The sequence below is a fragment of the Halobacillus sp. 12SKB genome, from assembly GCF_052941655.1.
This window is the reverse complement of sequence record NZ_JBRFWR010000001.1, coordinates 615811-640032: the sequence shown is the minus strand read 5'-3', so window position 1 is coordinate 640032 and position 24222 is coordinate 615811. Positions and strand designations below refer to the sequence as shown.

Below are 24222 nucleotides of genomic sequence, written 5' to 3'. Positions count from 1 at the left end.
CTTGAAGCTGAGTCTTCAATAATAGGGGGCAATTCTTTAACAGAAGAATTGCTCCCTTCTTAATGTTTTGGGCAGGTTAGTGGGAGACTCAGTTTCGAGATAATAGACGTACTGAAACTATTGCAGTCATTTATCGTATATGTAGTAGAGTTAAAAGAAACGGTGGTAGGTGATAGTGGACATCGCTTATTGTGCTAACGGAAGAACAGAATAGAACAAGAAAAATAGAATGTTGTTTATTGTACCCTCATAATAAATGATAGCGAGGAGTGGTGTTTTTTGAAAAAAAATTTAGCTTTAGTCTCTTTATTATTAATAGTCGCTTCAATAGTTGTATTTTTGGTTTATGTGTGGCTATTGAATCTGGTACTTGGACCTTTGTCACTGTTATTATTGGGTTCTCTTTTACTGGGCTCTTTTATTACTGCACTGAAAAGCGAGAAAGGTTTTTTGAAAATAATTGCTTTAATTATTTCTTCTATTGCTATGGTATTTTTTGTGTGCATAGTGATGTATATTGTTTTAATGATTTTTTCCGGTAATTTCGGGATATAAAGCATGTTTTTAATGAACATCTACACTAACGGCTGTTAAAGTAAAGGAAAAGTAAGAGGTATCTCGAAACCGAGTCTTACGATAATGGGGGCACTTCCTAAATAAGGGGAATCGTCATTGACTCGTTAAAGACTGGGAAGATATCATTTAATCAAATAATGACCGACAGAGCAAAGGGGATGATTTTGTGATAAAAAGCAAGATTTTTTCTATAATAGTAGCTTTAGCCATTCTACTAATAGGCTGCGATTCTAATAAAGGAATGGCTGTTGGAGGAGAAATAATTGAAATCAATGAGGAACGCGGTGATATGAAAATCGAGACGGCTTATTGGACAACAGTTAACGAACAAGAATCTTCTACAGAGTCATCTGAATTTAAAGAAGAGTTAAAATCGGAAGCGATTACGATACAAGTGCCCAATCCAGAGAAATATGATGTAGGGCAAGAGGTAGAGGTGGAAGTGATCAAAAATTATGAGGAAGATGTATGGGATATGAATCGATTAGTGTTTGAAGTAACTGAGAAAGATTAAGTTTAGCAACCTATAGGGTTGTTTTAGATTAGGGGGAAGATATTTCGAGTTCAAGTCTCCAACTACCGGGGGCGATTGCTCAATATGCTCTCGCCTATTACATATGCTTAGACATAGTTCATGAACTGGTTAAGTATTTTCAAAGAATCTGGAAGCGAGAATTCCAGAAAGGGGGAGTGCTTTATGAAAAGAGGATTATTGGTGCATACCTATTTAGTTGCTTTACTGCTTTTGACAGTTGCTTGTAATCAGCAGCCAGAAGGGGATCTTTCTAAAACAGTGAGAATGACAGAAGATTATTTTAGAGGATTAAACGAAATAACGACAACCGCAGCTTCATTTAGAGAAAATGAGGATCAAGTGAAATTTAGGCTTATGGTTGAAAAGCGTCCATCACAAGAAGAAGCGACTGCTATGTTTAACAACATATTGCAAAAATTTGAACAAGTCTCAAACTCACCAGAATTTTGGAATCAATATAATGGTTTTTTTGATATTAAATCTCATGATAATGGTGTGATTTATGAAGCAACTAAAGCTATAGGAGAAGACTTGAAAGTTACTTCTAAATAACAAAACCTGTTGAAATTCCGAGTTTGTAAGTTAAAAATTTGTACCAAGGTATCTGGATTTAGTCTTAACCAAACCGGTGCATTCTTATAGAATAATTCATTTAGAAAGGGTTAAGTATGACTGAAATAATAAGTTCATTTATCTATATTGTTTTATTAATTAGCGTTTCAGTACCTTTGTTTTTTATTGTAACTTCTATATGGAGTACAGGTGAACCAGGTATTATATTTCTTTTATCCATAATCAGCAGTCAGCTACTCTTAAGCAATTTGGGGAAGATGAGGCAGCCTAAAAGTTGATTTATAAGACTAAAGTACCTTTTATCTCGAAATCAAGTCTTCAAGAAACGGGGGCAATTCTTTATTAGGAGAATTGCCCCTTCTAAATGTTTTGGGTAGTATTGTTGAAGATTCAGTTTTGAGATAACTCGAGTTTTTTGTATTGCGTCGTATCAAGTAAGGGCATATCAAGTACTACTATATCAGCTTTAAGGTTCTTCGTAATATCGTTCCATTCTTGAACAATCTCTTCCTTGTTTCGCCCAAAGCGATCTAGCGAATGGATGTAAAGAACATCTCCACTTCGAAGAATCCGTTTTAACAATTGATACTGTTCACGCTGAAAATCGGAATCACTGCATCACCTGACAAACCAATCCATTTCATGACGGGGGCGATCAGCGTGACGATCCATTCAAGGACAGTTGTATAGCGAAGCAGGGTCATCACTAAGGTAATCGAAAAAATGATATTCCCAAGTTCTCACGTCGTCATGAGTCCCGCTTTTAAACCGCGTCGCAAAATTCCCACATCCATGCCTCCTATCCTTTTTCGTTATAAGGTTTTGCTTTCATAACCTTACGACGGTAAATGATCAATGCAATGCATACAATGATCAGTACGATCGATATGACTTGACCGATTCTCAAAGTTTCTGTCAACATCAGGCTATCTGTTCGCAAACCTTCAATAAAGTAACGTCCAAATGAATACCAAATGACGTAAGAGAGGAAAACTTCTCCTCGTTTCACCGATGTTCGTTGAAGAATGACTAAGAGAGCAACACCGACTAAATTCCATAGGGACTCATAAAGGAATGCCGGGTGATAATAAGTTCCATCAATGTACATTTGATTAATAATAAATTCAGGAAGCATTAGGTTCTCAAGAAACGCTCTTGTGACAGGTCCGCCATGCGCCTCCTGGTTCATAAAATTCCCCCAGCGACCAATGGCCTGGCCTAGAATGATACTTGGTGCGGCGATATCTGTAATTTTCCAGAAAGAGACACCGCGTTTTCGAGTAAAGATCAGGGCTGTAATCACAGAACCAATTAAGGCACCGTGAATCGCAATACCACCTTCCCAAATCGCAAAAATATCACCTAAATTATCTTTGTAGTAGCTCCATTGGAACGTTACATAGTAAATACGAGCGGAAACAATGGCAATCGGAATAGCCCTTAAAATAAGGTCAACAAACGTTTCTTTCGGTAATCCCTGGCGTTGTGTTTCCCTGATGGCTAAAAGTAAACCAAAGTAAGCACCTAAAGCAATGATGATGCCATACCAATAAATTGAGATCGGTCCAAGCTCTAGCGCGACACGATCAAGAGGCTGTATTGAAGCTAACATATTGTTGTTTCTCCTTTATCCATATCCTACATTAGACTAGATGGTATCGTGTTCATCTCCATCTTCAATTTCTCTCGTTAGTCTTTTTAAAAATTGCTTCGCTGCATTCATCCCCATATTTTTCAAAAGGAAGTTCATCGCAGAAACCTCAATAATAATTGCAAGGTTTCGCCCCGGGCGAACTGGCACAACAAGACGCGGTACATTTGAATCAATGATTTGCATGTATTCTTCTTCAAGAACAAGTCGATCGTACACTTTTTTGGAATCCCACAGTTCCAGATTCATAACAAGAGAAATTTTCTTGTAGTTTCGAATTGCTCCTGCATCAATTAACGTCATGACGTTAATAATTCCAAGCCCACGAATCTCAGGTAGATGCTGAAGGCTAAGTCAAACTCCATTCCCCCGACAAAGCCTTGGTTAATCTTAACTGTAAAGATTGCACCAAGCATAATAAAGGCAAATAATCCGGCGAAAACCCTTGTTCCAAAGCCAATGATGATCAAGATTCCACCAAGTAACTCCACCAAAGCCACAAAGTAAGCCAATACGCCTGGTATTCCAAGGCTACTAAAGAATCCAACCGTTCCTTCAATGCCCCCTGAGAATTTTTGAGCCCCGTGGACGATAAAGATTAAGCCAAGTACTAAACGTAGGACGGTCAGTCCTAATTCTGGTGATAATTTCATTTTAACTCCTCCTTTTAAAAGAACTACAGGTTGTAGTGTCTTTGATTAAAAATTTTTCAGGGACATACGAATAAAAACATCATCGTCATCCCTAAAAAAATTGTGAATGAGAATAGTCCAGAGCCGACAGGCACTTTAACTTGAACAGGTTTTTCAGGTTTAATGAGTTGTTGGATTCGATAGTTTACACTTGTTCCGGCAAAGGTAACGGCGAAAGTTGGAGCGTTTTTCTCTTTCCCAACTTGAATAAGCTTCAGCAAAGCCGAGCTAAGAGGCAGATCATTTTTCATTTTAGAAATAGAGTAATGATCGGCAGATAATTCTTTCAATAAGTGATATTGTTTCTCCATCCACTTTAAAAAGGGCATGTACCAAAGCGCTGATGTAAGTGCGTTTATAAATAGTTTCTTTAGCGGATCACGTTGGATGTGATGATAATACTCATGATATAAAACTGCTTTTAACTCATCTTCGCATAATTGGTTCACAAGCTCGGTTGATATGATAATTTTAGGGTTTAAGAAACCACATGTTAAAGCGATGAGTTCGTTACTTTCAATTACTCTAAGGTCTTTTTTGGGGAGTCCACTCTTTTTTGATAGAACTTTAGAAAGACGATCTCTCCCCATTATTTTTGTCGTGTTGGAAAAGCGTTTGTGAAGAAGATTCTGCTTAATGACAATATTAATGAAAATAACAGCAGTTGACAGGGCAAAGAGCTGCAATACAGCATTAATGGGAGAAAAGGCAATGATGTGGATCCAATTATGACAAACCTTCACTAATTGAAGAAAAAGTGTTTGATGAGACACCACGTGAAAGCTGTACATTATCATTTGTATGATAACAATGGAAACAAGAACCATCGATAAAAGAAAAAGTAATTTAAGCCCTTTAATCTTCATCAGGCTGCCCCTTGTTCAACTGCTTTACTTTTTGTTCTAGCTTATTAATTAGACTCGTGTCCGCTTCTTCCAATGCATCTAGCATATGGTTCACAGCGAGCGATCCAAATTCATCCATAATGCCTTGTGTCAATTCTTTCGATTGGTTGTTAATGAATTCATCTCTTGTAAGAACAGGTTTATAGTAAGATTTTCGCTTATTTGTTGTCTTCTCCAAAATTTCTTTGTCTACCAACCTATTCATCACAGTCATCACGGTGTTAAATTTTGTAGGTTGGTCGTTTTCAAGCTTTTCTTTTACCTGTTTTATTGACATTTCATTCCCTCGCCAAAGTACATCCATAATCTTTGCTTCCAAAGGACCGAAAAAACGATTTAACCCTTTTTCATTCGTTTTAAATTGTTGAATTTTCATCCCAACACCTCTCACTACAAAGTGTAGTTTAGTCGATTTGTTGCGTCAAGAAGAATTTAATCGATGTAGAAGAACCTAATTTGATCCCTTTGACATTTAACACTACACCATGTAGTGTTAAGGGGCTTAACTGGTTTTGTTTTTTTATTTCTAGCATTATCCCAAGGATTTAACGTGTTAGATTTAGGAGTAGAAAAGAGAAATAGTAGCGTTTATATTGATTTCAAGTATTATACAAACGTGGGCGATAGCTGCACAATGGCTATCGCTTATTGTGCATTAAAGGAGCAGAAGAGTGGAATAAAGGTAGGAAGAATTTGAGAGAAATTTAAGGTCGATTATTATCTGTAATAGCACTTAAATTACTGTACATTGCTTTTATGGTTTCTAACTTAGTAATGTATTCTAATTAAACTGCCAGGGCTTTTCTTCTAGAAGGCGTTCGCACTTTTCTTTTGATGTGACGGACCAAATTAGTGGAGGATTAATTTAAAGAGAACTGAATTTGGAGGGAGAAACAGTGAAAGGTAGAATAGTTATCTTTTTAATATTTACTGTCACTTTCAGCTTATTAGTTGGGTGTACTGCGGATGGTGGAGATGAAAAATTATATTCCGTTTTGGTAGTACAAAATGGAGATGATAAAAAGGACGAGAGGCTTACAGAAGAAATAGATGTTTTATCAGGGAAATTCCACAAAATAAAATTCTTAACGAGTTTAGAAGAAGGTAAAGAACAACACCCACAGGTTGAAATAGAACAAGTTCCAGCAGTATTAATATTTGAAACTGGTGGAAGGGAGTTCGAAAAGTTAGAGTTTAAAACATACGACATGGAAGAAGCAGTAGCAAAATTAAAAGAACTTTCAAATTAAGAAATAACTAGCTACGGATACTAAAGTAAAGGAGCAGCAAGAGATACCTAGATATCTCGAAATCAAGTCTTACGGAAACGGGGGCGATTCTGAAACATCAAGCTGCTTTCTGTTTGGAAGGAATTTGTAACTTTTTAATAGAATAATTGATGAAGATAATCAGATTAATAATTTTTGAACATAAGGAGATATAACTGTAGGTCATGATCAAATTTTTTATTGAACCATTGAAGCAATCATGGATTGAATGTAGGGGTTGTTGGCGTAGAAGTAAAAAGGAGACTGAAAAGGCCAAAGCGAAATTCATAGGTCTTATTTACTTTAACGCAATTTTCATCATAGGCTATTGTTTGGTCCTTTGTGCAATCCTGTATGCGTTAATTGGCGGGATAGTGATTCATCCATATGGTTTTCTAGCCTTAGCATCAGTCCTACCATTTCTTATCATCGCAGTATTTTTTAGAATGAAATATTATCCTAAATTTAAAGAGTATTATCTTAAGAATGTTTCATAACAGTGGTTTACCCTATTTAACTGACGGATCAGGTTCACACATTAATTCGAAACTTATACAAATAGATTCCAACTAATATTATAAGTAAGGCGGAAGTAACATGAACCACTTAAAAAAAGTTAATCTTATACTTGCTATCATTGGAATTGGTTTGGGAGTTACTCATTTTTTTATTAAAGACATTCAAATCCCCTCGAATATCATGCCTTTATTTTTATTGGTATTTTTTTCTCCTGATAGGAATTGAAAAATTAAAGGATAAGCAAGTCAGAGGTGGCTACTTCTATATAGTTGTAGCTATTATTGTGTCAAACAACTATAAAGAATCTCTTTGCAAACTGGTTATAATAAACGGTTAGTTTTTCCATTAACAGATGAGTTAATTAAAATCTATTCCAAGTTATCTTGAAATTAAGTCTTACAGAAACGGGGGCAATTCTGTCACAAAGGAATTGCTCCCTTCTTAACGTTTTGGGCAGGTTTGTTGAAGACTTGGATTCGAGATAACTTGGTACAGGTGATCCATATATTTGAAAATAATCATCATGGTTAGGGGGAATTTGATTAATTAAATCAAGGGTAGGGTAGTGCTCTTTTACATATAATGGCCAGATTGTGTATGATCTTTTTTATTGACTAAACGTTCATTCAACAGTAAAATAAAGTTCAATACTAAAATATGGAGGGACCTCTCAATGGATTTGCATTACGAGGTTAATGGTAACGGGTACCCTGTTGTTCTTCTTCACAGTGGTGGCGCTGATTTACGGGACTGGACATTTGTTGCACCACTTTTATCAAAACATTACATGGTTGTTAGTTTTGATGGGCCCGGAGCTGGAAAATCACCGGATCCAGTGGGTGACGTTAATTGTGTGGAAGAGTTAAGGGAGCTCCTAGACCATTTGAACATTCATAAGGCCACATTGGTCGGACATTCGATGGGGGGACAGATTGCAACCGACTTTTCTTTAGAATATCCTGAATACGTTTCGAATTTGGTTTTAATCGCACCAGCATTGACAGGCTTTAACTATTCATCTGAATTTTTAGAATACATGAATAAGGTAAGTGCCGCTGCCCCAGATATAAATAATATGATTAAAGTTTCACAAAGTGCACCGTCCTATCGTGTTGTCCAGTCTAGTCCTCACAAGGAGCTGACTGAACAAATGCTCAGACACCATATCGAACGGTCATTTGAATGGCCGGATTTTGAAATGATTTGGCCGAACCCTCCTGCTGCCGAAAGACTGAACGAATTAACGGTTAAGACTTTATTAATGATTGGTATGGAGGAATTACTAGATAACCTTCATGTCGCTGATTGCTTTCGAAAGCAAACAAACGTAAAAGTCGTTGAAATTTCTGGTTCGGATCATATGGTTACGTTAACTCATCCGGAGGTTTTGTATCGTCATATTATCGAATTTATGGAGGAATGATGATTGTCATGCCAAGAACACCACAAGAGAATGAGCGTATTCGGCAGTTAGCCAAAAAGAATATTCTTGAAGCTGCGATGGAATTGTTTATCAACAAAGGGTACCATGCCACTTCCATTAGCGATATTGCCGAACAGGCGAGCATATCCAAAGGCCTGCTTTACAATTATTTTAAAGGGAAAGAAGAACTCCTGGCGACAATGGTCGACGCGAGGGTGGGAGAAATCATCAACGTCATGAATCAAGCAAAGGATATTGAGAGCCAGGTGGAGCAGCTCAAGCATATTATAGAGGGCGCTATTGATAATGTCTTTGAGAATCCGGAAGTGTTCCGATTCTACCTCCACCTGCAAACACAACCTGAAGCAGATCATGAACTGATCAAGTACAGTCGTTTTCTTATCGAAGAGAGCGCCAGACTGTTTGAGTTTCAATGTGAGATATTTGAAAAATTAGGGGCAAAAGAAGCGCGAAAACGGTCATTGTATTTTTCATCCACGCTTCAAGGAATCATGTTGATGATATCTACTTACCCACATGAGTTTCCCATAGATGAAATAAAAAAGCAGATCGTTGATGAGTTTTGTAACTAGTTTTCTTCTTTATAAATGTTATACCATAAGGGGACAAATTTAGAGTATTGGCTTGCGACCATTGTTCCTTTATTGGGTTTTATCTTTAAGAAGGGTAATGCTCTTATATTATTAAGTATAGGGAAGAAATTTAATAAGTATTGAGGGGAGAATAGGATGTCAAATGTAGAATTAAAAATAATAACTTCCGACAATTGGAGAGAAGCCCTTGATTTATCCGTACATAGAGCAACAGAAATTTGTTGCTTCAGTTAATCCTCCAGTTGCTATTGCACTTGCTAAAGCATATGTAAAACCTGAAGGAAAAAAGATTGAGCCATATGGGATTTATTATGAAAAAAAGATGGTAGGATTTTTCAATTTGCACTATACGCCTAGTAGTACAGGCGATTATTGGATTTTTCATTTTTTTATAGATAAAAGATTTCAACGAAACGGATTAGGGTTAAAAGCATTACGAGTATTGATGAGACAGATCAAACAAAATCATCCTTCCTGTTACCGTATACGTTTAACTGTTCACCCAGAAAATGAAGCTGGGAAAAAATTTTATTTAAAAGTAGGATTTTCGGAAGGTAATATTTTGACATTTAATGAGCCTACCTATTCTATATTCTTATTAAGCGAGCGGGAGGCTGATCGGTTTAGTCGGGAGTTTAAAAGTTAATATGGGGAGTGTTAACTATGTTCTTATTGTCAACAATCGGTGTTTTAATTGTGGGAGATGTAATTGCTCAATTGGTTTTCTTGCTTATTTTGGTTGCTGTAATCGTAGGAATGATTACATTTGTTGTGAAGGCTAGAAAGAGAAATAAACAATTAAGTCGAATGGAAGAAAAAATAGACAAGCTTTCCCAAGGAGAAAAAAGTGATCTGAACTACATAAGCTATTAGGAAACTCCTTTTTTTTCGTTTTATCTCAATATCAAGTCTTATACAAACGTGGGCTTTTCGGAATAAAGAGTAAACCTTCTCCCTAATCTAATCACTTAGGTTAATCAGTCTTATATAGAAATTATAATCGTCTGAAATACAAAGAAAGGCTGCTTGTCTACATATTAATGTAATAAGCAGCCTTAGTGTATATTAAACTAATTCTGTTTCACCTTTATATTGTGGGTGATGACGATAGTACATCGGATATGCCCTCGTGTACCATACTTGAATAGCTGGTCCTAGGAATAAGATACCTGCCAGTGTCCCGAGTCCGACCGGTCCTCCAATAAGGAATGCAGCTGTTGCCATCACTACAGCGATAATTGTTTGACCTAAGCGCAAGCTTAAATTAAATCGATCACTAACAGCTAAGAACAGCTGATCCACAGGAGCGCGCGGAAACTGTGGAAGTATATACACAGCCACTCCAAAACCTACAATAATAACACCAATAATCATAGTTCCTACCTGGAATAAAAATGGTGCAGAAGATAAGTCTACATAACCGAATACCAACTCAACCCAAAAATCAAGAATAACACTTTCTAATAATACGGGGATAATAGCACGATACTCAGGTCCTTGTTTCATTAAACAGGCATTAATGAATATAATGATGAACTGAGATACACCATACCAAAATCCAACCGTGTACCCTAACTTATCAGATAACCCAATAAAGAAAGAGGTCCAAAAACCTGCTCCTAACGTGGCGTTGATGATTAAAGATACACCAAAGAAGTTAATAAACATGCCTAGAAGGTAAACCGTAATACGATAAAACATTACAATCCCCTCCCTTCATCAAGATTTTTTGAACCTAAGTCTATACCTAACGTTTCTTTTGTGGAATCCATTCTATATTAGCCCACAACAGTGGTCAATACTTTTAAAAAAACATTTTATACCATCTTTATTATAAATATTGGATATCCCATAACTGACCTATTTGGATACTTCAGCTAATTCGTAACGACCTTGATAACGTGGATGATATAAATTAAAGCGTGTTATGAAAAGACACGTAAAAAGAAAATGTAGTTTAAATTTGAGAAGCAACTACGATATCGTAGTTGCGTCTTTTTTTTCTTTCTTTATCTGGGTCAATTATGAGCTAATTATTCTAACTCCAGGTATCTCACTTCATCACGATAACAATTGAATCGGTATCTTTCTTATCAGATGCAAAAAACTGCAATGACGATGATTAAATACTTTCAGTTTATGTCTTGTGTGAATCTAACAGGAAAAAACTTATTTGAAAAGTATGGTGGTCATCACCTGAAATTCTGGAAAGTATAAGCATCCTTTTTTCTTAATTGAGGGAAACGATAGCATCTAGATTCCCTATAAATTGATATTCTCCCAGCCCAGCCGGAAGCAGGAAATGGGTCCCTTTTTGGATGGTATAGCAATGGTCTTTATAAACGATGCTTCCTTCACCTTCAATTATCGAAACTAGCAAATATTGATCTAGTACATTCCCTTTATAACTCCCTCGAATCTCCCACTTATATACATTGAAGTAAGGAGATTGGACAAGTCTGGTAATACGAGAGGGGCCGAAATGGGAAAGCCACTGTTTCGGTTGTTTTTCTTGGTGGGGGATGGTGGCCACTTCAACCGCTTGATCAATATGCAGTTCCCGTTTCTGCCCCTTTTCATCCACCCGATTAAAGTCATAAACACGGTAAGTCGTATCGGAGCTTTGCTGTGTTTCCAACACAAGCGTTCCTTTCCCTATGGCATGCAGGGTTCCACTAGGCACGTAAAAAAAATCGCCAGGTTCTATAGGAATTCTCTTCAACAACTCTCCCCATTGCCCAGATCGGACCTGCTCGATGAATTGATCTTTGCTCAGCGCCGTGTGCCCGAAAATCAATTCAGCTCCTTCTTCGCAATCAAGAATATACCAGCATTCTGTTTTTCCGGGCTCGCCACTGTGTATGAGGTTGTAATCATCATCAGGATGGACCTGAACAGAGAGGTCCATGTTTGCATCAATGATTTTTGTGAGAAGGGGAAAGTCCGATTGTTCTGGGTTCCCGAACAATTCAGGATGGTCCTTCCATAAAACATCCAGAGTCTTTCCGGCATGTGCTCCATTCTCGACCATAGAGGGTCCGTTAGGGTGGGCGGAAATGGCCCAGCACTCTCCCGTTTTATTGCTAGGAATAGAGTAGTGAAATTGATCTTTCAGGGCTTGTCCGCCCCAAATTCTTTCTTTGAAGGTTGGTTTTAAGAATATAGGTTCCATTTATTCATTCCTCCCGGCTATTTTTTAAGAAGCAATAGTCTCCCTATTTGTTCTGCTGTTTGTTTAAGGTTTGAGTAAGTGGTTTGTGATGCCATCGCCTCATTGAGAGAAATAGGTCCTCTTACAATGGTGAAATAAGCATCAACTCCCTTGTTATGCACCTGGTCTTCCGCATCCGAAATATCTCCAGCTAACACAATTACGGAGGTGTTGCTGGTTTGAGCGAGCTTAGCAATCCCTGAAGGGGCTTTCCCCATTGAACTTTGAAAATCAAATTTTCCTTCGCCTGTGAAAACGATATCTGTATGACTTAACTTTTCTTTTAGGTTTAGTTCAGAAAGGATAAAGTCTACGCCTGCAAGCAAGGGAGAGTGGAGAAAGCCTGAAAGGGCGGCTCCCAGTCCGCCTGCTGCTCCACTCCCAGGAATGCTTTGCAGATCGATCCCAAGCTGATCCATGACGATAGTTGAGAAATGAGCCAGTCCTTGATCAAGGATGGTTACTTCGTCTATGTCTGCTCCTTTTTGTGGGGAAAAAACATAGGCAGCACCATTCGGACCGTGCAAAGGGTTGTTTACATCGCATATCGTATGAAATTTTGTATGTTGTAGTAGGGGAAGAGCTTGACTGGTGTCAATGGCTGCAATTTCCTGCAAAGCTCTTCCTCCATGCCTGACTAGACAGCCTGATTTGTCGAGAAATTGAAAGCCAAGGGCCTGCAGCATACCGACACCAGCATCGGTTGTTGAACTGCCTCCAAGACCTATGATGATATCTGAGCATCCTTTTTCGATGGCGTCGACAATCAACTCACCGACGCCGTAGGTTGTAGCTTCGAGTGGATGTAAATCATTTGGGCTCACTAGTGGGAGCCCGCAGGCTTCCGCAACTTCAATGACGGCGGTCGAGCCGTTCTTAATCAGTCCATAGGAAGCAGTAACAGGCTCTCCCAAGGGACCTGTGACCTGCTGGCGGACAATGGTTCCCCCAAGTGCGGATACCAGGGCGTCCACTGTACCTTCACCTCCATCGGCAATGGGGACAGTATCAATCACAAGCTCTTTTTTTGAAGCCAAAACTAGGCCTTCAGCGATCGCTTGATTGGCTTCTTTTGATGACAAACTTCCTTTTAGTGAATCCATGGCTACAAGAATGTTCATAACTTTTTCCTCCATTTAAGTTGATAATGTTACAAAGGAATCTGCTATAATGAATCCATTGTTATTAACGGGGTGAGACAACATGCGATTTGAAGAACGTGTTCATAAATTTGAATACAAATTAAACGATACGGATGACCAAATCATTGATTACATCAGGGAAAATCACGAGGAAGTAGTGAACCAATCCATCCAAAATATTGCCTCCTATTCCTTCACAGTGCCGAATACGATTACAAGGCTTTCCAAGAAACTTGGCTATGACGGTTTCTCTCATATGAAAAATAGTCTGAAGGTTGAGTTGGAATCCCCCTACGAAGTGCCTGATGGTGATTCGTATTCTTTAATACAGAAGACCTTTGAAATTCTTGATAAGGACCGGATGCTGGATGCCGTACGTCTATTAGTTGAATCTAAAGAGGTTTTACTCTTCGGAGTCGGCGATTCTTCGGATTTATGTGAAATGATGGCGAGAAATCTCAGGGTGATAGGAAAGTCAACCAGTCACCACATTCATAGACATGAACTTCTTCACAGTCTGGATCAATCCAATCATCAAAATGTCCTTTTCCTGATCAGCCTCTCAGGGGAAACACCGCTTGTATTAGAGGCAGCACAAAAAGCAAAGGAACAGGGCATCCCTATTATTTCCTTGACGCATTTTACAAGGAATCATCTACAGTCCATGGCGACAATCAACTTGTACTGCTATGCACCGAAGAAAACGAAAAACGGATATAACATTACAGCTCGAACTCCGATTTTGGTTGTTTTGGAGACATTATCGCAGTATTTTTGGAATCATTATTAAAATTGTTAGCGCATACACAAGAAAACATTTTTTCAATTGAATCGTGTGTAAAAATAAGAAGAATCGATCTTCTTATTTTTTTTTTGGTAGGATGATGGCAAGTGATGAAAACACTTACAACAACGGAGGTGTAATCTATTGGAACTGAGTAAATTAACGTCACCGAATCTGTTGAACACAAAGTTAAAACTTCAATCAAAGAAAGAAGCGATTGACTACTTAGTGAAGCAGCTAGATGACGAGGGGAAATTGAAATCTAAAGAGGGATTTTTGAAAGCGGTTTATGATCGGGAAGAATTGTCACCTACTGGATTCGAAGGTGGATTGGCCATTCCACATGGGAAATCGCCTTCTGTAAAAGAAGCTGCCTTTGCTGTAGCAACAATTGAGAATCCAATAACGGATTGGGAAAGTCTTGATCCAACCAATCAAGTGGAGTTAGTCATTCTTCTAGCTATTCCTGATCAAGAGGCAGGATCCACCCATTTATCACTATTATCTGAATTTATGACACGACTTTCAGACTCTTCTTATAAAGAGGGACTGTTAAAAGCAGATTCAAGTGAAGAACTATTTAAACAACTAGATAATTTTGAACAAGAAGAAGAGCAGGAAGAAGAGAAGACGAAGGCTGAAGAAAGTCGAACCATTCTCGCTGTGACAGCCTGTCCAGCAGGTATTGCCCATACTTATATGGCAGCAGAAGCCTTGACAAAAGCAGGGAAAGAGCTTGGTGTTAACGTCTTCGTCGAGAAGCAGGGGGCAAACGGCATAGAAGACCGCCATTCCTCTGAAAAATTGAAGAAAGCCGATGCGGTCATCTTTGCAAATGATGTTGCAGTGAAAGATGAAGAGCGTTTTTCCCACTTGCCGAAAGTGAAATCTGCTGTAGCTGCGCCGCTGCGCGACGCTAAAGGTTTGTTAACAAAAGCACTTGAGAAAGCAGAGAAATATCCTAAAGGAGAATATAAAGAGGAGACAGATGCTGGATCAGATCCCGAAGAATCGGATCATAAGAAATTCAAGACCGAAATCAAGGACTCTATCCTAACTGGTATTTCATACATTATTCCAATCATTGTTGCAGGGGGGATGACTCTTGCTGCAGCGGTCTTAATTTCTCAAGCATTTAATCTACAGGGTGTATATGAAACAGAAGGTTCGTGGCTATGGCTGCTACGGCAACTGGGCGGAGGATTGCTCAGTCAGTTGATGGTACCGATATTGGCAGCTTATATGGCTTACTCTATTGCGGATAAGCCGGCTCTTGGACCTGGTTTTGCTGCAGGGGTTGCTGCCAACTTGATTGGATCCGGATTCCTTGGTGGAATGCTCGGCGGGTTCTTGGCTGGTTTCTTCCTTAAGTTTTTGAAGAAAAACATCCAGCCGAAAGGAACATTTGCTGGCTTCATCAGTTTCTGGGTTTACCCTGTACTCGGTACTTTAGTGGTTGGATCCATTATGTTGTTTGTTATTGGAGAACCGCTGGCATGGCTTAACAATGGACTGATAGACTGGCTCGGTAGTTTGTCTGGTGCCAATGCCTTGATTTTAGGAGCTATTTTAGGAGGTATGGCATCGTTTGATTTAGGTGGGCCCGTGAATAAAGCGGCTTACACCTTCTGTATCGGAGCGATGGCAAGCGGAAACTTCATCCCTTACGCTGCCTTTGCCTCTGTAAAAATGGTATCTGCTTTTGCTGTAACAGGAGCAACGATTATAGGAAAACAGTACTTTTCACTTCAAGAGCAAGAGATTGGGAAGCAGACGTGGTTATTGGGACTTGCAGGAATTACAGAAGGTGCTATTCCATTTATGATTAATGATCCTTTGCGGGTTATTCCTTCCTTAGTTGCAGGATCTGCTGTAACAGGAGCGATTGTAGCGTATTTCGACCTCGGGCTGAATGTACCTGGAGCTGGAATCTTTTCTCTTGCTTTGTTACAAGGAAAACCAATTTTACTGGCAGCAAGTATCTGGTTGGGAGCAGCTATTTTTGGCGCGCTCATTTCAATGGTCCTGCTGATCATAACCAGAAAAAGCAAACTTGCAAAAGAAGAGCGTCTTGCTGCATAAAAGCACACTTAAGAAGTTACTGAACGTATTTTAGGAGGATGGATATAAATGAAGAAAGCGCATATCGTACCCCATATGCATTGGGATAGAGAATGGTATTTTTCTACGGAAGAATCACGTATTCTATTAGTTAATAATATGGAAGAAATTATGGAGAAGCTGGAGAATGATCCGGAGTATCCGTATTATGTACTGGACGGACAAACATCGATATTAGAAGACTATTTCGCAGTGAAACCAGAAAGTAAAGAGCGTGTGAAAAAGCTGGTACAGGAAGGGAAGTTAATTATCGGCCCCTGGTACACACAAACAGATGAGATGGTTGTCGGAGGAGAATCAATTGTTCGAAACCTTCTATACGGCCACATCGACTCTAAAGAATTCGGTGCTCCTATGAAAATCGGGTACTTGCCTGATTCTTTTGGACAATCTTCCCAAATGCCGCAAATCTTTAACGGATTTGACATCAAGTACTCCATTTTCTGGAGAGGTACCTCTGAGCGACATGGTACGGATAAGACGGAATTTCATTGGGAAAGCGATGACGGTTCCCGTGTCCTAGTCCAGCTGTTCCCTTTAGGCTACGCGATTGGTAAGTACCTGCCGGAGGATGAAGAAGCTCTCCAAAAAAGAATGGATAAATACTTTAGTGTATTGGACAGAGGTGCAACAACGGATCATATCATTCTTCCCAACGGTCATGACCAAATGCCTATCCAAAAAAATATCCATTCAATCATTGAAAAGCTTCAACGCCTTTATCCAGATCGAGAGTTCTTTTTAAGCCGTTTTGAAAATGTGTTTGAAGAGCTTGAAAAAAATGATGATCTTTCTGTCCTGTCAGGGGAGTTTCTTGACGGGAAATATATGAGAGTCCACCGAAGCATCTACTCTACCCGTAATGATATTAAGACAGCCAATACAAGGGTGGAGAACAAGCTGACTCATGAACTTGAGCCACTAGCTTCTCTAGCCTATTCCCTGGGTTTTGAGTATCATCATGGTCTCATTGAATTGATTTGGAAGGAAATAATGAAAAATCATGCCCATGACAGCATAGGGTGTTGTTGTTCAGATAAGGTTCATAAGGAAATTACGAATCGTCTCTTCCTGGCTGAAGAGAAAACAGATCAGCTCATTGAGTTTTACAAGCGTAAAATTACCGATGCCATTCCAAATGAATGCGGTAACGATGTCATTACCGCATTCAACCTTCTCCCTTATGCACGGGAGGAAGTGGTGACAACTGAAGTTGTGACGAAGCTCAACGCTTTCTCTCTAAAAGATTCGGAGGGAAATTCAATTCCATTCGAGGTGCTTGAGAAAGAGGAACTTGATCCTGGGTTGATCGATAGACAGATTGTCCACTATGGAAATTATGATCCATTCTATCAACTTAAAATACAATGGAGAGATACACTTCCTTCAATGGGATATAAAGCGTATTGGGTAGTGCCTGAGGAAGGTCGATTGGAAGCACTTCCTATGCAGGAGTCTCATGAACATTCAGTAGAGACAGATCGATATCGTATTAAAGTTCATCCAAATGGATCATTAAAAATATTCGACAAACAAAGCGCAACTGAAATGGATCATGTCCTTCTTTTAGAGGATGGTGGAGACGATGGGGATGAGTATGACTATTCCCCACTTGAAAACGAAGAATTAATCTACAGTGATCAAACGGCAGCAGAAATAAACGTTCATCAGAACGATTTATTCGTAGATATGAATATTTTAGTAGATTTGAAGGTTCCAAAGAACTTAGAGAGTCGAAAGCAAAACAAAAAGGACAGCCACGTTTCTGTCCGCTGGTCTATCCGAGTGCCAAAACATAAATCAATCATTGAAATAAAGGCTGAGATTGACAATCAGGCAGAAGATCATCGGCTGCGTGCTTTCATACCTACAGAAATCGCATCTTCCCTGTCCTGGTCAGACAACCAATTCGGTTTAATCAAAAGAGGGGTTGTAGACAGTGCAATGGAATATTGGGAACAGGAAGACTGGGATGAGAGACCTGATTCTATCTATCCGATGCTATCTTTTGTTGGGTTGTCTGATGATCAAAGAGGAGTGACATTGTTAACGAACAGTTCACGTGAATATGAGATTGTCGGGGAGTCATTTGACACAATTGCAGTCACCTTATTCCGGAGTGTTGGGGTACTTGGTAAGGAAGAATTGCTGAGAAGACCAGGGCGTCCATCAGGAATCAAACTCCCGACACCAGACTCTCAGATGATTGGGAAGCTGGAGCTTGATTTTGCCTTGTTTATGCACGAAGGAACGGTAGCAGAAGCGAATGCAGGGCGTATTGCCAAGGAATATACTACTCCAATTCATACGTATAACAAAATTCCTTACAACGCTATGAAACTAAATGAATCTAATGTAATTACTCCGGTATCTTACAGTCTTCTAAAAGAAAATACAGATACTTCCGTCCTGAGCACATTAAAAAAAGCAGAGGGAGAAGACAGGCTGTTGCTAAGGTTTTATAATCCCACCGAAAAAGTATCAAAGCATGCTTTTGAACTGTACAAATTTGCAAGTCAGATAGATGCGGCCAAACTTAATGAGGAACCCAAGGAAAACGTATCACATCAAGATGGAAATCTATCGGTATCTTTGAAACCAAATGAAGTGACTTCCATTCTATTTTAAGATATTTAATCCCGTCCTTTAGTTTCGCATTAAGGGACGGGGTTTATTTAAAGATAAATGCATTCATATGGGACTGTGGAGAGTGAATCATATGCCGTCGATTGTTACTGGATGCCTTATTTTTAGATTTAGGAATCTTCAACATCGCTGGAGCGTGGTTCACCTATATGCTGGTGTACAAAAGCTTTAATCCTCTTTGGATATATATCATATTCATCGGAGGTATGGTGAGTTTAGAGGGATTTGCTCTTCTAGTAGAAACAATAGAATATGATCAAACATGGATTTTTCTTTTATACCTTCTTAATGTATGTCGGGGTTTTTCTTATCATTGGATGGATTGTTAACATATTAAAGAAGCTAAAAGTTTCCCATAAATTTTCTAGGTATTGGTATTTTATCGATCGTAAGAAAAAAGTAAACAGATTGCTAGTTAATTGAAAACAGACTGTTGAAAAGGATGATACTGAACGATACAAAGGTATGAATTAATATGATTTCTTACATAATTTCACTTGGATATCTTGGTTTCGATTTTTCAACAAACGAGGGCTTAACTTAAAAAAGTAAATCAGAAAATCGGTTCCTAAACGTTGTTAAGGAACCGATTTTTCATGCTCTAATTTGCTAAATATTTTTAATATCCCTATTTTCTAGAAGCTATTCCAAACATGCATGAAAGTAAGGTATTTGGTTTAATTTTTTAAAAAGTCAAAAAAGTCTTGATATAATACGTTATAAGACGTATCATAAGAAACGAAAGGGGACATCAAAACAACTGATTTAAGGTAGGAGATAGGATGTTTTCTATACGTAAACACACTAGGTTAGGAAAATTTAGTCGTTCATAGCATGGGAAATGAAGAGTAAGAAAACGTCAATTCTATTAACAAAGTAGAGAATTGTTGTTCCCTCTTTTTTGTTAATAGGATAATTGTAAGCGTTTAATTTCTAGGGGGTGGTGAAAGAGAGTTTCGAAAACCTTTGACAGTCCAGCCTATCAAGGAGACTGCAGTGTTAAGTTCTAACCAAGATCATTACATAAAAACGTACCAAAATCTTCTATGCACTCTGCAATGAATATCCTACATTGTTGTTTAACATTCAAAGACGAGCCTTCTAACGGTCTGAATTTTAAAATAATTCCCCGAAAGCATTGTTAATCAAGAAAGGATGTTGTATTTGAAGAAAACGCAAATGGATAAGATGATTTTTAATATGTCATTAACTCTTATTTTATTATTGTGCATTCCAGTCTTGCTTTATCCTGAAAAAGGCGGCGCTTTATTTAATTCTATAAACAATTTCATAACAGAACAGTTAGGACCTGCTTATTTGTGGTTGACGTTGATTCTATTAATATCTTTAGCATGGTTAGCTTTTGGAAAGTATGGAAATGTAAAATTTGGAAGTGTTCATTCCAAACCAGAGTTTTCTACAAAAAGCTGGATAGGAATGATGTTTACAGCAGGAGTCGGTTCAGCACTGATGTTCTGGGGGACAATCGAATGGGCATATTATTATACTTCTCCTCCATTTGGTATAGAACCTGAAAGTTCTGAGGCGGGCTCATGGGCTGCTATGTATGGAATGTTTCACTGGGGTTTTTCTGCGTGGGCTGTCTATTGTGTACCAGCTTTACCGATAGCGTATGTTCTCCATGTTCGAAAAGAACCTAAATTGAGGTTAAGTAATGCGTGTAGAGGGGTTTTAGGTAAGCATGTAGATGGATTGATAGGTAAGGTCATAGATGTATTTTTTATGTTTGGATTAATTGGTGCCATCAGCACTTCTTTAGGAATAGGGACACCGATGATCTCTCAAGGTCTATCTGAAATCGCTGGAATAGAGAGGACGATGTTAGTCGATGTCATTATTATAATAATTTGGACTGCATTATTTGGAGGTAGTGCATACCTCGGTTTGAAAAAAGGCATTAAGAGATTAAGTGATTTAAATATCAATCTTATTATTGTGTTGGGGTTGTTCATATTAATTTTTGGACCGACCACTTTTATTTTTAGTACATCTACGGAAAGCGTTGGTTTGTTGTTACAAAACTTTTTCCATATGAGCATGTATACCGATTCCATAGGAGGATCTGGTTTTCCACAAGCATGGACTATTTTTTATTGGGCGTGGTGGTTCGCATACGCACCTTTTGTTGGTCTATTTATTGCAAAAATATCAAAAGGAAGAACAGTTAAAGAGGTTATATTAGGTGTTGTACTTGGTGGAACGATGGGGAGCTGGATTGCATTTGCGCTTCTAGGTAACACCAGTATGTATTTTGATTTAAACAATTTGGTTCCTGTTACTGAAATATTAAATGAGCAGGGAGCAGCAGCTGCAATAATCGCTACCCTTTTAGGATTACCAATAGGAAAAGTTATAGTAGGAATCTTTATTATTACTGCCTTTGTATTTCTTGCCACAACTTTAGATTCTTCTTCATTTGTGCTGGCATCTGTCGCAACAAAAAATTTGGAATCCGATGAGGAACCTGCACGCTGGCAAAGAATTTTTTGGGCGGTTATCCTTGCAGCTATTTCCCTTACCTTCATGTACCAAGGCGGTTTAACCACTATCCAAAGAATCACGATCATTACATCGCCGCCTCTCTTAATTATTGTTGCCATTGCTGTTGTATCTTTTGTGAAAATGGTGCAGCAGGATGAAGATGCGCACGCGCATATGAGATATGAATATAAAGAAAATTCTTCTGTAGATGCGCGTAAAAAGGAAACAAGAAATATAAATTAGCCGCAGAAAATCCTCATCTCTATGCTTTGATAGATTGAGGAAGATGGGACTGGGTTTTTCCTTCAAATCTTGTGTCCCGTTTCGGGAGGGACTGTCGAGTGTGAGAGCGCATTAAAACTCTTTTGAGACTCAGAAAGGAGGTGATGCCTGTTAGTGTGGTAATAGAGCATTTGGGAGAAACTTTGCTCAAGTCTAGAAAACTTTATATGTGTTCAGTGTTCTTAAATTAATTTCTTACAATAATTCTTAACTTAGAAGTATCATTTATTATACTTTAATGAAATGGAGGAGTTACTTATGAATAATACTAAATTGTATGTTTTAGATACAGGGTCATTGAAGATGGATAAGAATTTTATGGTGGCATCGCACAACCCGGCAACAATAGATAATCCCAACCCTCCTGCCGAGTTTATTGAAGCACCCGTTTATGCAGTTTTAATTGACCATCCAGAAGGCATGATTCTCTTTGACACAGGATGTAACGATGAAGCGGATGGTGAAAATGGCAGATGGCCGGAAGGCATTCAAAAGTTGTTTCCTATTATTAGAGATGAATCGTGCTATTTGATAAATAGATTGGAGCAGTTGAGAGTCCGTCCACAAGACATTAAATATGTTGTAGCATCTCATTTGCATCTGGATCATGCAGGCTGCTTAGAGCTATTTACCGATGCAACGGTTATTGTTCATGATACAGAGCTCTCAAATACTATGAAACAATATGCAATGACGAAGGAATCAGGTGCTTATAATTTGGCAGATATAGATGCTTGGATCAAAAATGATTTGCAATGGAAGACCATTAAGTCCCATGAAGATGAACTTGAACTTGCTGAAGGAATTAAAATACTGAATTTTGGATCTGGTCATGCATGGGGAATGTTAGGTCTCCATATTGAACTCCCCGGTGAAGGAGGGATAATCCTTGCTTCCGATGCTGTATATTCAGAAGAAAATTATGGTCCGCCCGCTAAACTCCCAGGTATTATCTACGATTCCGTCGGGTACATGGAGGCAGTTGAGAAAATTAAAAAGTACGCAGAAAAAACCAACTCCCAGGTATGGTTTGGACATGATTCGAAGCAGTTTAGAAGTTTTGTCAAATCAACCGAAGGGTTCTACGAGTAATACCCTAAGTAAAAAACAATCTCATGGCATACGGCATCTTCTGTTCTGCATAAGTCATGAAGTGGTTTGTACTAATTCAGTGAAGGTGGATCATTTTGAAGCTTGCGGTGTATAACATTGTATTTTTGTGAGGTTGGTTGTCCAATATTAGATAAATATTTTTTATGAAGGCTTAGTTATATTAACTGTATAATAAGTTGAAGAAAATAGTTGGGAAGGGGAAAAGGACTGAAATGCTATTAGTTAAATCTTACCGAGTGAAAGTTTTTGTGATTGGTAAATTTGCAGATGATATTGTTCAGGCTGTTTTGGGGGTTACAGATCTTAAATACGGGAACTACGATGGAGTTTACTTCAGTTCTTATGGAGCGGAGTGGTGTGTTCCAAGAGAGGGCAGCAATACTTATGCGGGAAATAAAGACGAGACCTATTCAACGCCTTCTAATGAATTGGAATTCTCAATACCTAGAGATGATGAATTGCTTTCGAAAGTTGTTGAGGCAATCTATTTATATCACCCCTGGGACGAGCCCGTCATTTCGATCAGCGAATCTATAGACACAAGGAAAAACGGCGTAATTTAGTAATTGATAGTGAGAAAGGTTTCTACAAAGTTTATTTACATTTGTTAATGACATCTATTAGATATCCATAGGAATAGGAATGAATAAATTTCATTTGAATGCCGTTTGGTTTCTTTGAATTTATACTAGAATTTACAAAGGTTAAGGCTGTGATTGTTCAGTTTTGGAATAATAAAAAATAGAAAAGTCTGAAAGTAGCACTTGAAATAATACGTTATAATACGTATTATTTAACTGAGGTTTAGGGATCTAACAATCTATAGTACAATACGTCTTAGGATGTATTAATAATGTGAAGGAGATTTTAAATGTTTGATAGAAAAAGTCCTAAACCGATGTTTGAACAAATTTCTGATTTTTTAAAAAATAATATTGCAAACGGCATTTATGAAAAGGGGGCTAAGATTCCTACTGAAGCAGAATTGATGGAACGATTTAATGTTAGTCGGACAACCGTAAGGCTGGCTATTAAAGAGATTCAAAAAAAGGATTTAGTAGAAATCAAAAGAGGAAAAGGGACATTTGTGAAAAATGGTACTATCTATCACAGCCTCGAAGACTTTAAGGGATTGTATGAAAGTTTACTAGAAACAGGCAAAGAACCTCAAACAAAATTGTTGGGCTATGGAATGGTGAACGCAGATCTAAATATATGTGAATATTTGAATATCGATAAAGGAAGCGAGGTTCTTCAAGCGTTAAAGCTGTATCATATTGACGAAGAGCCGTTGGCGTTGGCCCAAATTAGTATGCACCCGGATTTGTCTCATCTAATTAGTGAAAAGGAAGCGGAAGAGTCGCTTGTGTACAAACTATTATCTGAAAAAAGCGGCTTCAAGATTAAACAAGCTCATTTTGAAATATTCGCTACCAATGCTTCAAAAGAGACTGCTGACAAGCTAGGTATTAATGAAAACGACCCTCTATTGGGCGCGGAACGTATTCTTTATTCTGATTCCGACTCTCCGATAGAACATAGTTTATTATTGTTTCGGTATGACAAATATCGATTCACTATGGATTTGAAAGGCAAAACGAAATTGGTTCTGTTAGAAGCTACTGGACAACAAAATTATTAAGAGTATGGGAGTAGGTTCAATGG

General features: G+C 38.4%; 23 protein-coding genes and 2 pseudogenes. 15 read left to right on the top strand and 10 right to left on the bottom strand.

Going from position 1 to position 24222, the window contains the following annotated elements:
• Positions 1-279 precede the first annotated feature (279 nt).
• The 3 genes from ACQ4XT_RS03090 to ACQ4XT_RS03080 all read left to right on the top strand — a co-directional run bounded on the left by ACQ4XT_RS03090 (position 280) and on the right by ACQ4XT_RS03080 (position 1663).
• Positions 280-555 (top strand): hypothetical protein, encoded by a 276-nt coding sequence (locus ACQ4XT_RS03090; protein WP_446852472.1) that lies wholly within the window; start codon positions 280-282, stop codon positions 553-555.
• A 187-nt stretch (positions 556-742) separates the two neighbouring features.
• Complete coding sequence (locus ACQ4XT_RS03085) at positions 743-1090, top strand: hypothetical protein (RefSeq protein ID WP_220583586.1); 348 nt, start codon at positions 743-745, stop codon at positions 1088-1090.
• 183 nt (positions 1091-1273) lie between these two features.
• Positions 1274-1663, top strand: a complete 390-nt coding sequence (locus tag ACQ4XT_RS03080; RefSeq protein WP_446852471.1) for an IolE/MocC family protein — start codon at positions 1274-1276, stop codon at positions 1661-1663.
• Between the two features lie 435 nt (positions 1664-2098).
• Here ACQ4XT_RS03080 and ACQ4XT_RS03075 read toward each other — a convergent pair.
• From ACQ4XT_RS03075 to ACQ4XT_RS03045, 7 genes and pseudogenes are all read right to left on the bottom strand, one after another.
• Positions 2099-2299: pseudogene (locus ACQ4XT_RS03075) on the bottom strand (recombinase family protein); the annotation flags it as partial.
• The gene (locus ACQ4XT_RS03070; protein ID WP_446852470.1) at positions 2260-2388 is read right to left on the bottom strand and encodes a nucleoside recognition domain-containing protein; all 129 of its coding nucleotides are present in this window, start codon (positions 2386-2388) and stop codon (positions 2260-2262) included. The gene ACQ4XT_RS03070 and the pseudogene ACQ4XT_RS03075, both read right to left, overlap by 40 nt.
• A gap of 95 nt (positions 2389-2483) precedes the next feature.
• Positions 2484-3296: a prolipoprotein diacylglyceryl transferase gene (gene lgt, locus ACQ4XT_RS03065; RefSeq protein WP_446852469.1), complete on the bottom strand. Its 813-nt coding sequence runs from the start codon at positions 3294-3296 to the stop codon at positions 2484-2486.
• Between the two features lie 36 nt (positions 3297-3332).
• Positions 3333-3683: pseudogene (locus ACQ4XT_RS03060) on the bottom strand (HPr(Ser) kinase/phosphatase); the annotation flags it as partial.
• Positions 3635-3988, bottom strand: a complete 354-nt coding sequence (locus ACQ4XT_RS03055; RefSeq protein WP_446852468.1) for a DoxX family protein — start codon at positions 3986-3988, stop codon at positions 3635-3637. The gene ACQ4XT_RS03055 and the pseudogene ACQ4XT_RS03060, both read right to left, overlap by 49 nt.
• Before the next feature lie 56 nt (positions 3989-4044).
• On the bottom strand, positions 4045-4893 hold the full coding sequence (locus ACQ4XT_RS03050; RefSeq protein ID WP_446852467.1) for a M56 family metallopeptidase: 849 nt from the start codon (positions 4891-4893) through the stop codon (positions 4045-4047).
• Complete coding sequence (locus ACQ4XT_RS03045; protein WP_446852466.1) at positions 4883-5308, bottom strand: BlaI/MecI/CopY family transcriptional regulator; 426 nt, start codon at positions 5306-5308, stop codon at positions 4883-4885. The genes ACQ4XT_RS03050 and ACQ4XT_RS03045 overlap by 11 nt, the downstream gene beginning before the upstream one ends.
• Before the next feature lie 520 nt (positions 5309-5828).
• Between ACQ4XT_RS03045 and ACQ4XT_RS03040 the strand changes: the two genes are divergently transcribed.
• The 5 genes from ACQ4XT_RS03040 (at position 5829) to ACQ4XT_RS03020 (ending at position 9629) form a co-directional block, all read left to right on the top strand.
• Positions 5829-6182, top strand: coding sequence for a hypothetical protein (locus ACQ4XT_RS03040; protein ID WP_446852465.1), 354 nt, complete (start codon positions 5829-5831; stop codon positions 6180-6182).
• Positions 6183-7392: 1210 nt separating this feature from the next.
• Complete coding sequence (locus ACQ4XT_RS03035; RefSeq protein ID WP_446852464.1) at positions 7393-8142, top strand: alpha/beta fold hydrolase; 750 nt, start codon at positions 7393-7395, stop codon at positions 8140-8142.
• A gap of 8 nt (positions 8143-8150) precedes the next feature.
• Entirely contained in the window at positions 8151-8735 is a 585-nt protein-coding gene (locus ACQ4XT_RS03030; RefSeq protein WP_446852463.1) for a TetR/AcrR family transcriptional regulator, read from the top strand.
• A 208-nt stretch (positions 8736-8943) separates the two neighbouring features.
• Positions 8944-9402: a GNAT family N-acetyltransferase gene (locus ACQ4XT_RS03025; protein WP_446852462.1), complete on the top strand. Its 459-nt coding sequence runs from the start codon at positions 8944-8946 to the stop codon at positions 9400-9402.
• Positions 9403-9419: 17 nt separating this feature from the next.
• Positions 9420-9629, top strand: a complete 210-nt coding sequence (locus ACQ4XT_RS03020) for a hypothetical protein (RefSeq protein ID WP_446852461.1) — start codon at positions 9420-9422, stop codon at positions 9627-9629.
• A 192-nt stretch (positions 9630-9821) separates the two neighbouring features.
• On the opposite strand, the gene ACQ4XT_RS03015 is transcribed toward ACQ4XT_RS03020, so the two are convergent.
• The 3 genes from ACQ4XT_RS03015 to ACQ4XT_RS03005 form a co-directional block, all read right to left on the bottom strand.
• A complete protein-coding gene (locus ACQ4XT_RS03015) occupies positions 9822-10457 on the bottom strand; it encodes a YczE/YyaS/YitT family protein (protein ID WP_446852460.1) in 636 nt (211 codons plus the stop codon).
• A 529-nt stretch (positions 10458-10986) separates the two neighbouring features.
• The gene (gene manA / locus ACQ4XT_RS03010) at positions 10987-11928 is read right to left on the bottom strand and encodes a mannose-6-phosphate isomerase, class I (protein ID WP_446852459.1); all 942 of its coding nucleotides are present in this window, start codon (positions 11926-11928) and stop codon (positions 10987-10989) included.
• A 17-nt stretch (positions 11929-11945) separates the two neighbouring features.
• A complete protein-coding gene (locus ACQ4XT_RS03005) occupies positions 11946-13088 on the bottom strand; it encodes a glycerate kinase family protein (protein ID WP_446852458.1) in 1143 nt (380 codons plus the stop codon).
• A gap of 82 nt (positions 13089-13170) precedes the next feature.
• Between ACQ4XT_RS03005 and ACQ4XT_RS03000 the strand changes: the two genes are divergently transcribed.
• From ACQ4XT_RS03000 to ACQ4XT_RS02970, 7 genes are all read left to right on the top strand, one after another.
• Positions 13171-13899: a MurR/RpiR family transcriptional regulator gene (locus ACQ4XT_RS03000; protein WP_446852457.1), complete on the top strand. Its 729-nt coding sequence runs from the start codon at positions 13171-13173 to the stop codon at positions 13897-13899.
• Positions 13900-14037: 138 nt separating this feature from the next.
• Positions 14038-15975, top strand: coding sequence for a PTS 2-O-a-mannosyl-D-glycerate transporter subunit IIABC (mngA, locus tag ACQ4XT_RS02995; protein WP_446852456.1), 1938 nt, complete (start codon positions 14038-14040; stop codon positions 15973-15975).
• A 48-nt stretch (positions 15976-16023) separates the two neighbouring features.
• Complete coding sequence (mngB, locus tag ACQ4XT_RS02990) at positions 16024-18642, top strand: mannosylglycerate hydrolase (RefSeq protein ID WP_446852455.1); 2619 nt, start codon at positions 16024-16026, stop codon at positions 18640-18642.
• A gap of 1197 nt (positions 18643-19839) precedes the next feature.
• Entirely contained in the window at positions 19840-21405 is a 1566-nt protein-coding gene (locus ACQ4XT_RS02985) for a BCCT family transporter (protein WP_446852454.1), read from the top strand.
• Positions 21406-21702: 297 nt separating this feature from the next.
• Positions 21703-22536: an AhlS family quorum-quenching N-acyl homoserine lactonase gene (gene ahlS / locus ACQ4XT_RS02980; RefSeq protein WP_446852453.1), complete on the top strand. Its 834-nt coding sequence runs from the start codon at positions 21703-21705 to the stop codon at positions 22534-22536.
• 257 nt (positions 22537-22793) lie between these two features.
• Positions 22794-23120, top strand: a complete 327-nt coding sequence (locus ACQ4XT_RS02975; RefSeq protein ID WP_446852452.1) for a YqfO family protein — start codon at positions 22794-22796, stop codon at positions 23118-23120.
• 308 nt (positions 23121-23428) lie between these two features.
• Positions 23429-24199, top strand: a complete 771-nt coding sequence (locus ACQ4XT_RS02970) for a GntR family transcriptional regulator (RefSeq protein WP_446852451.1) — start codon at positions 23429-23431, stop codon at positions 24197-24199.
• Positions 24200-24222: the final 23 nt, after the last annotated feature.

What these genes read in the sequence shown, in the direction of transcription:
- ACQ4XT_RS03080 (WP_446852471.1), top strand. Translation starts at nt 1,274, where the DNA reads ATGAAAAGAGGATTATTGGTGCATACCTATTTAGTTGCTTTACTGCTT.
- ACQ4XT_RS03070 (WP_446852470.1), bottom strand. Translation starts at nt 2,388, where the DNA reads ATGACCCTGCTTCGCTATACAACTGTCCTTGAATGGATCGTCACGCTG.
- lgt (WP_446852469.1), bottom strand. Translation starts at nt 3,296, where the DNA reads ATGTTAGCTTCAATACAGCCTCTTGATCGTGTCGCGCTAGAGCTTGGA.
- ACQ4XT_RS03055 (WP_446852468.1), bottom strand. Translation starts at nt 3,988, where the DNA reads ATGAAATTATCACCAGAATTAGGACTGACCGTCCTACGTTTAGTACTT.
- ACQ4XT_RS03050 (WP_446852467.1), bottom strand. Translation starts at nt 4,893, where the DNA reads ATGAAGATTAAAGGGCTTAAATTACTTTTTCTTTTATCGATGGTTCTT.
- ACQ4XT_RS03045 (WP_446852466.1), bottom strand. Translation starts at nt 5,308, where the DNA reads ATGAAAATTCAACAATTTAAAACGAATGAAAAAGGGTTAAATCGTTTT.
- ACQ4XT_RS03035 (WP_446852464.1), top strand. Translation starts at nt 7,393, where the DNA reads ATGGATTTGCATTACGAGGTTAATGGTAACGGGTACCCTGTTGTTCTT.
- ACQ4XT_RS03030 (WP_446852463.1), top strand. Translation starts at nt 8,151, where the DNA reads ATGCCAAGAACACCACAAGAGAATGAGCGTATTCGGCAGTTAGCCAAA.
- ACQ4XT_RS03020 (WP_446852461.1), top strand. Translation starts at nt 9,420, where the DNA reads ATGTTCTTATTGTCAACAATCGGTGTTTTAATTGTGGGAGATGTAATT.
- ACQ4XT_RS03015 (WP_446852460.1), bottom strand. Translation starts at nt 10,457, where the DNA reads ATGTTTTATCGTATTACGGTTTACCTTCTAGGCATGTTTATTAACTTC.
- manA (WP_446852459.1), bottom strand. Translation starts at nt 11,928, where the DNA reads ATGGAACCTATATTCTTAAAACCAACCTTCAAAGAAAGAATTTGGGGC.
- ACQ4XT_RS03005 (WP_446852458.1), bottom strand. Translation starts at nt 13,088, where the DNA reads ATGAACATTCTTGTAGCCATGGATTCACTAAAAGGAAGTTTGTCATCA.
- ACQ4XT_RS03000 (WP_446852457.1), top strand. Translation starts at nt 13,171, where the DNA reads ATGCGATTTGAAGAACGTGTTCATAAATTTGAATACAAATTAAACGAT.
- mngB (WP_446852455.1), top strand. Translation starts at nt 16,024, where the DNA reads ATGAAGAAAGCGCATATCGTACCCCATATGCATTGGGATAGAGAATGG.
- ACQ4XT_RS02985 (WP_446852454.1), top strand. Translation starts at nt 19,840, where the DNA reads ATGGATAAGATGATTTTTAATATGTCATTAACTCTTATTTTATTATTG.
- ahlS (WP_446852453.1), top strand. Translation starts at nt 21,703, where the DNA reads ATGAATAATACTAAATTGTATGTTTTAGATACAGGGTCATTGAAGATG.
- ACQ4XT_RS02970 (WP_446852451.1), top strand. Translation starts at nt 23,429, where the DNA reads ATGTTTGATAGAAAAAGTCCTAAACCGATGTTTGAACAAATTTCTGAT.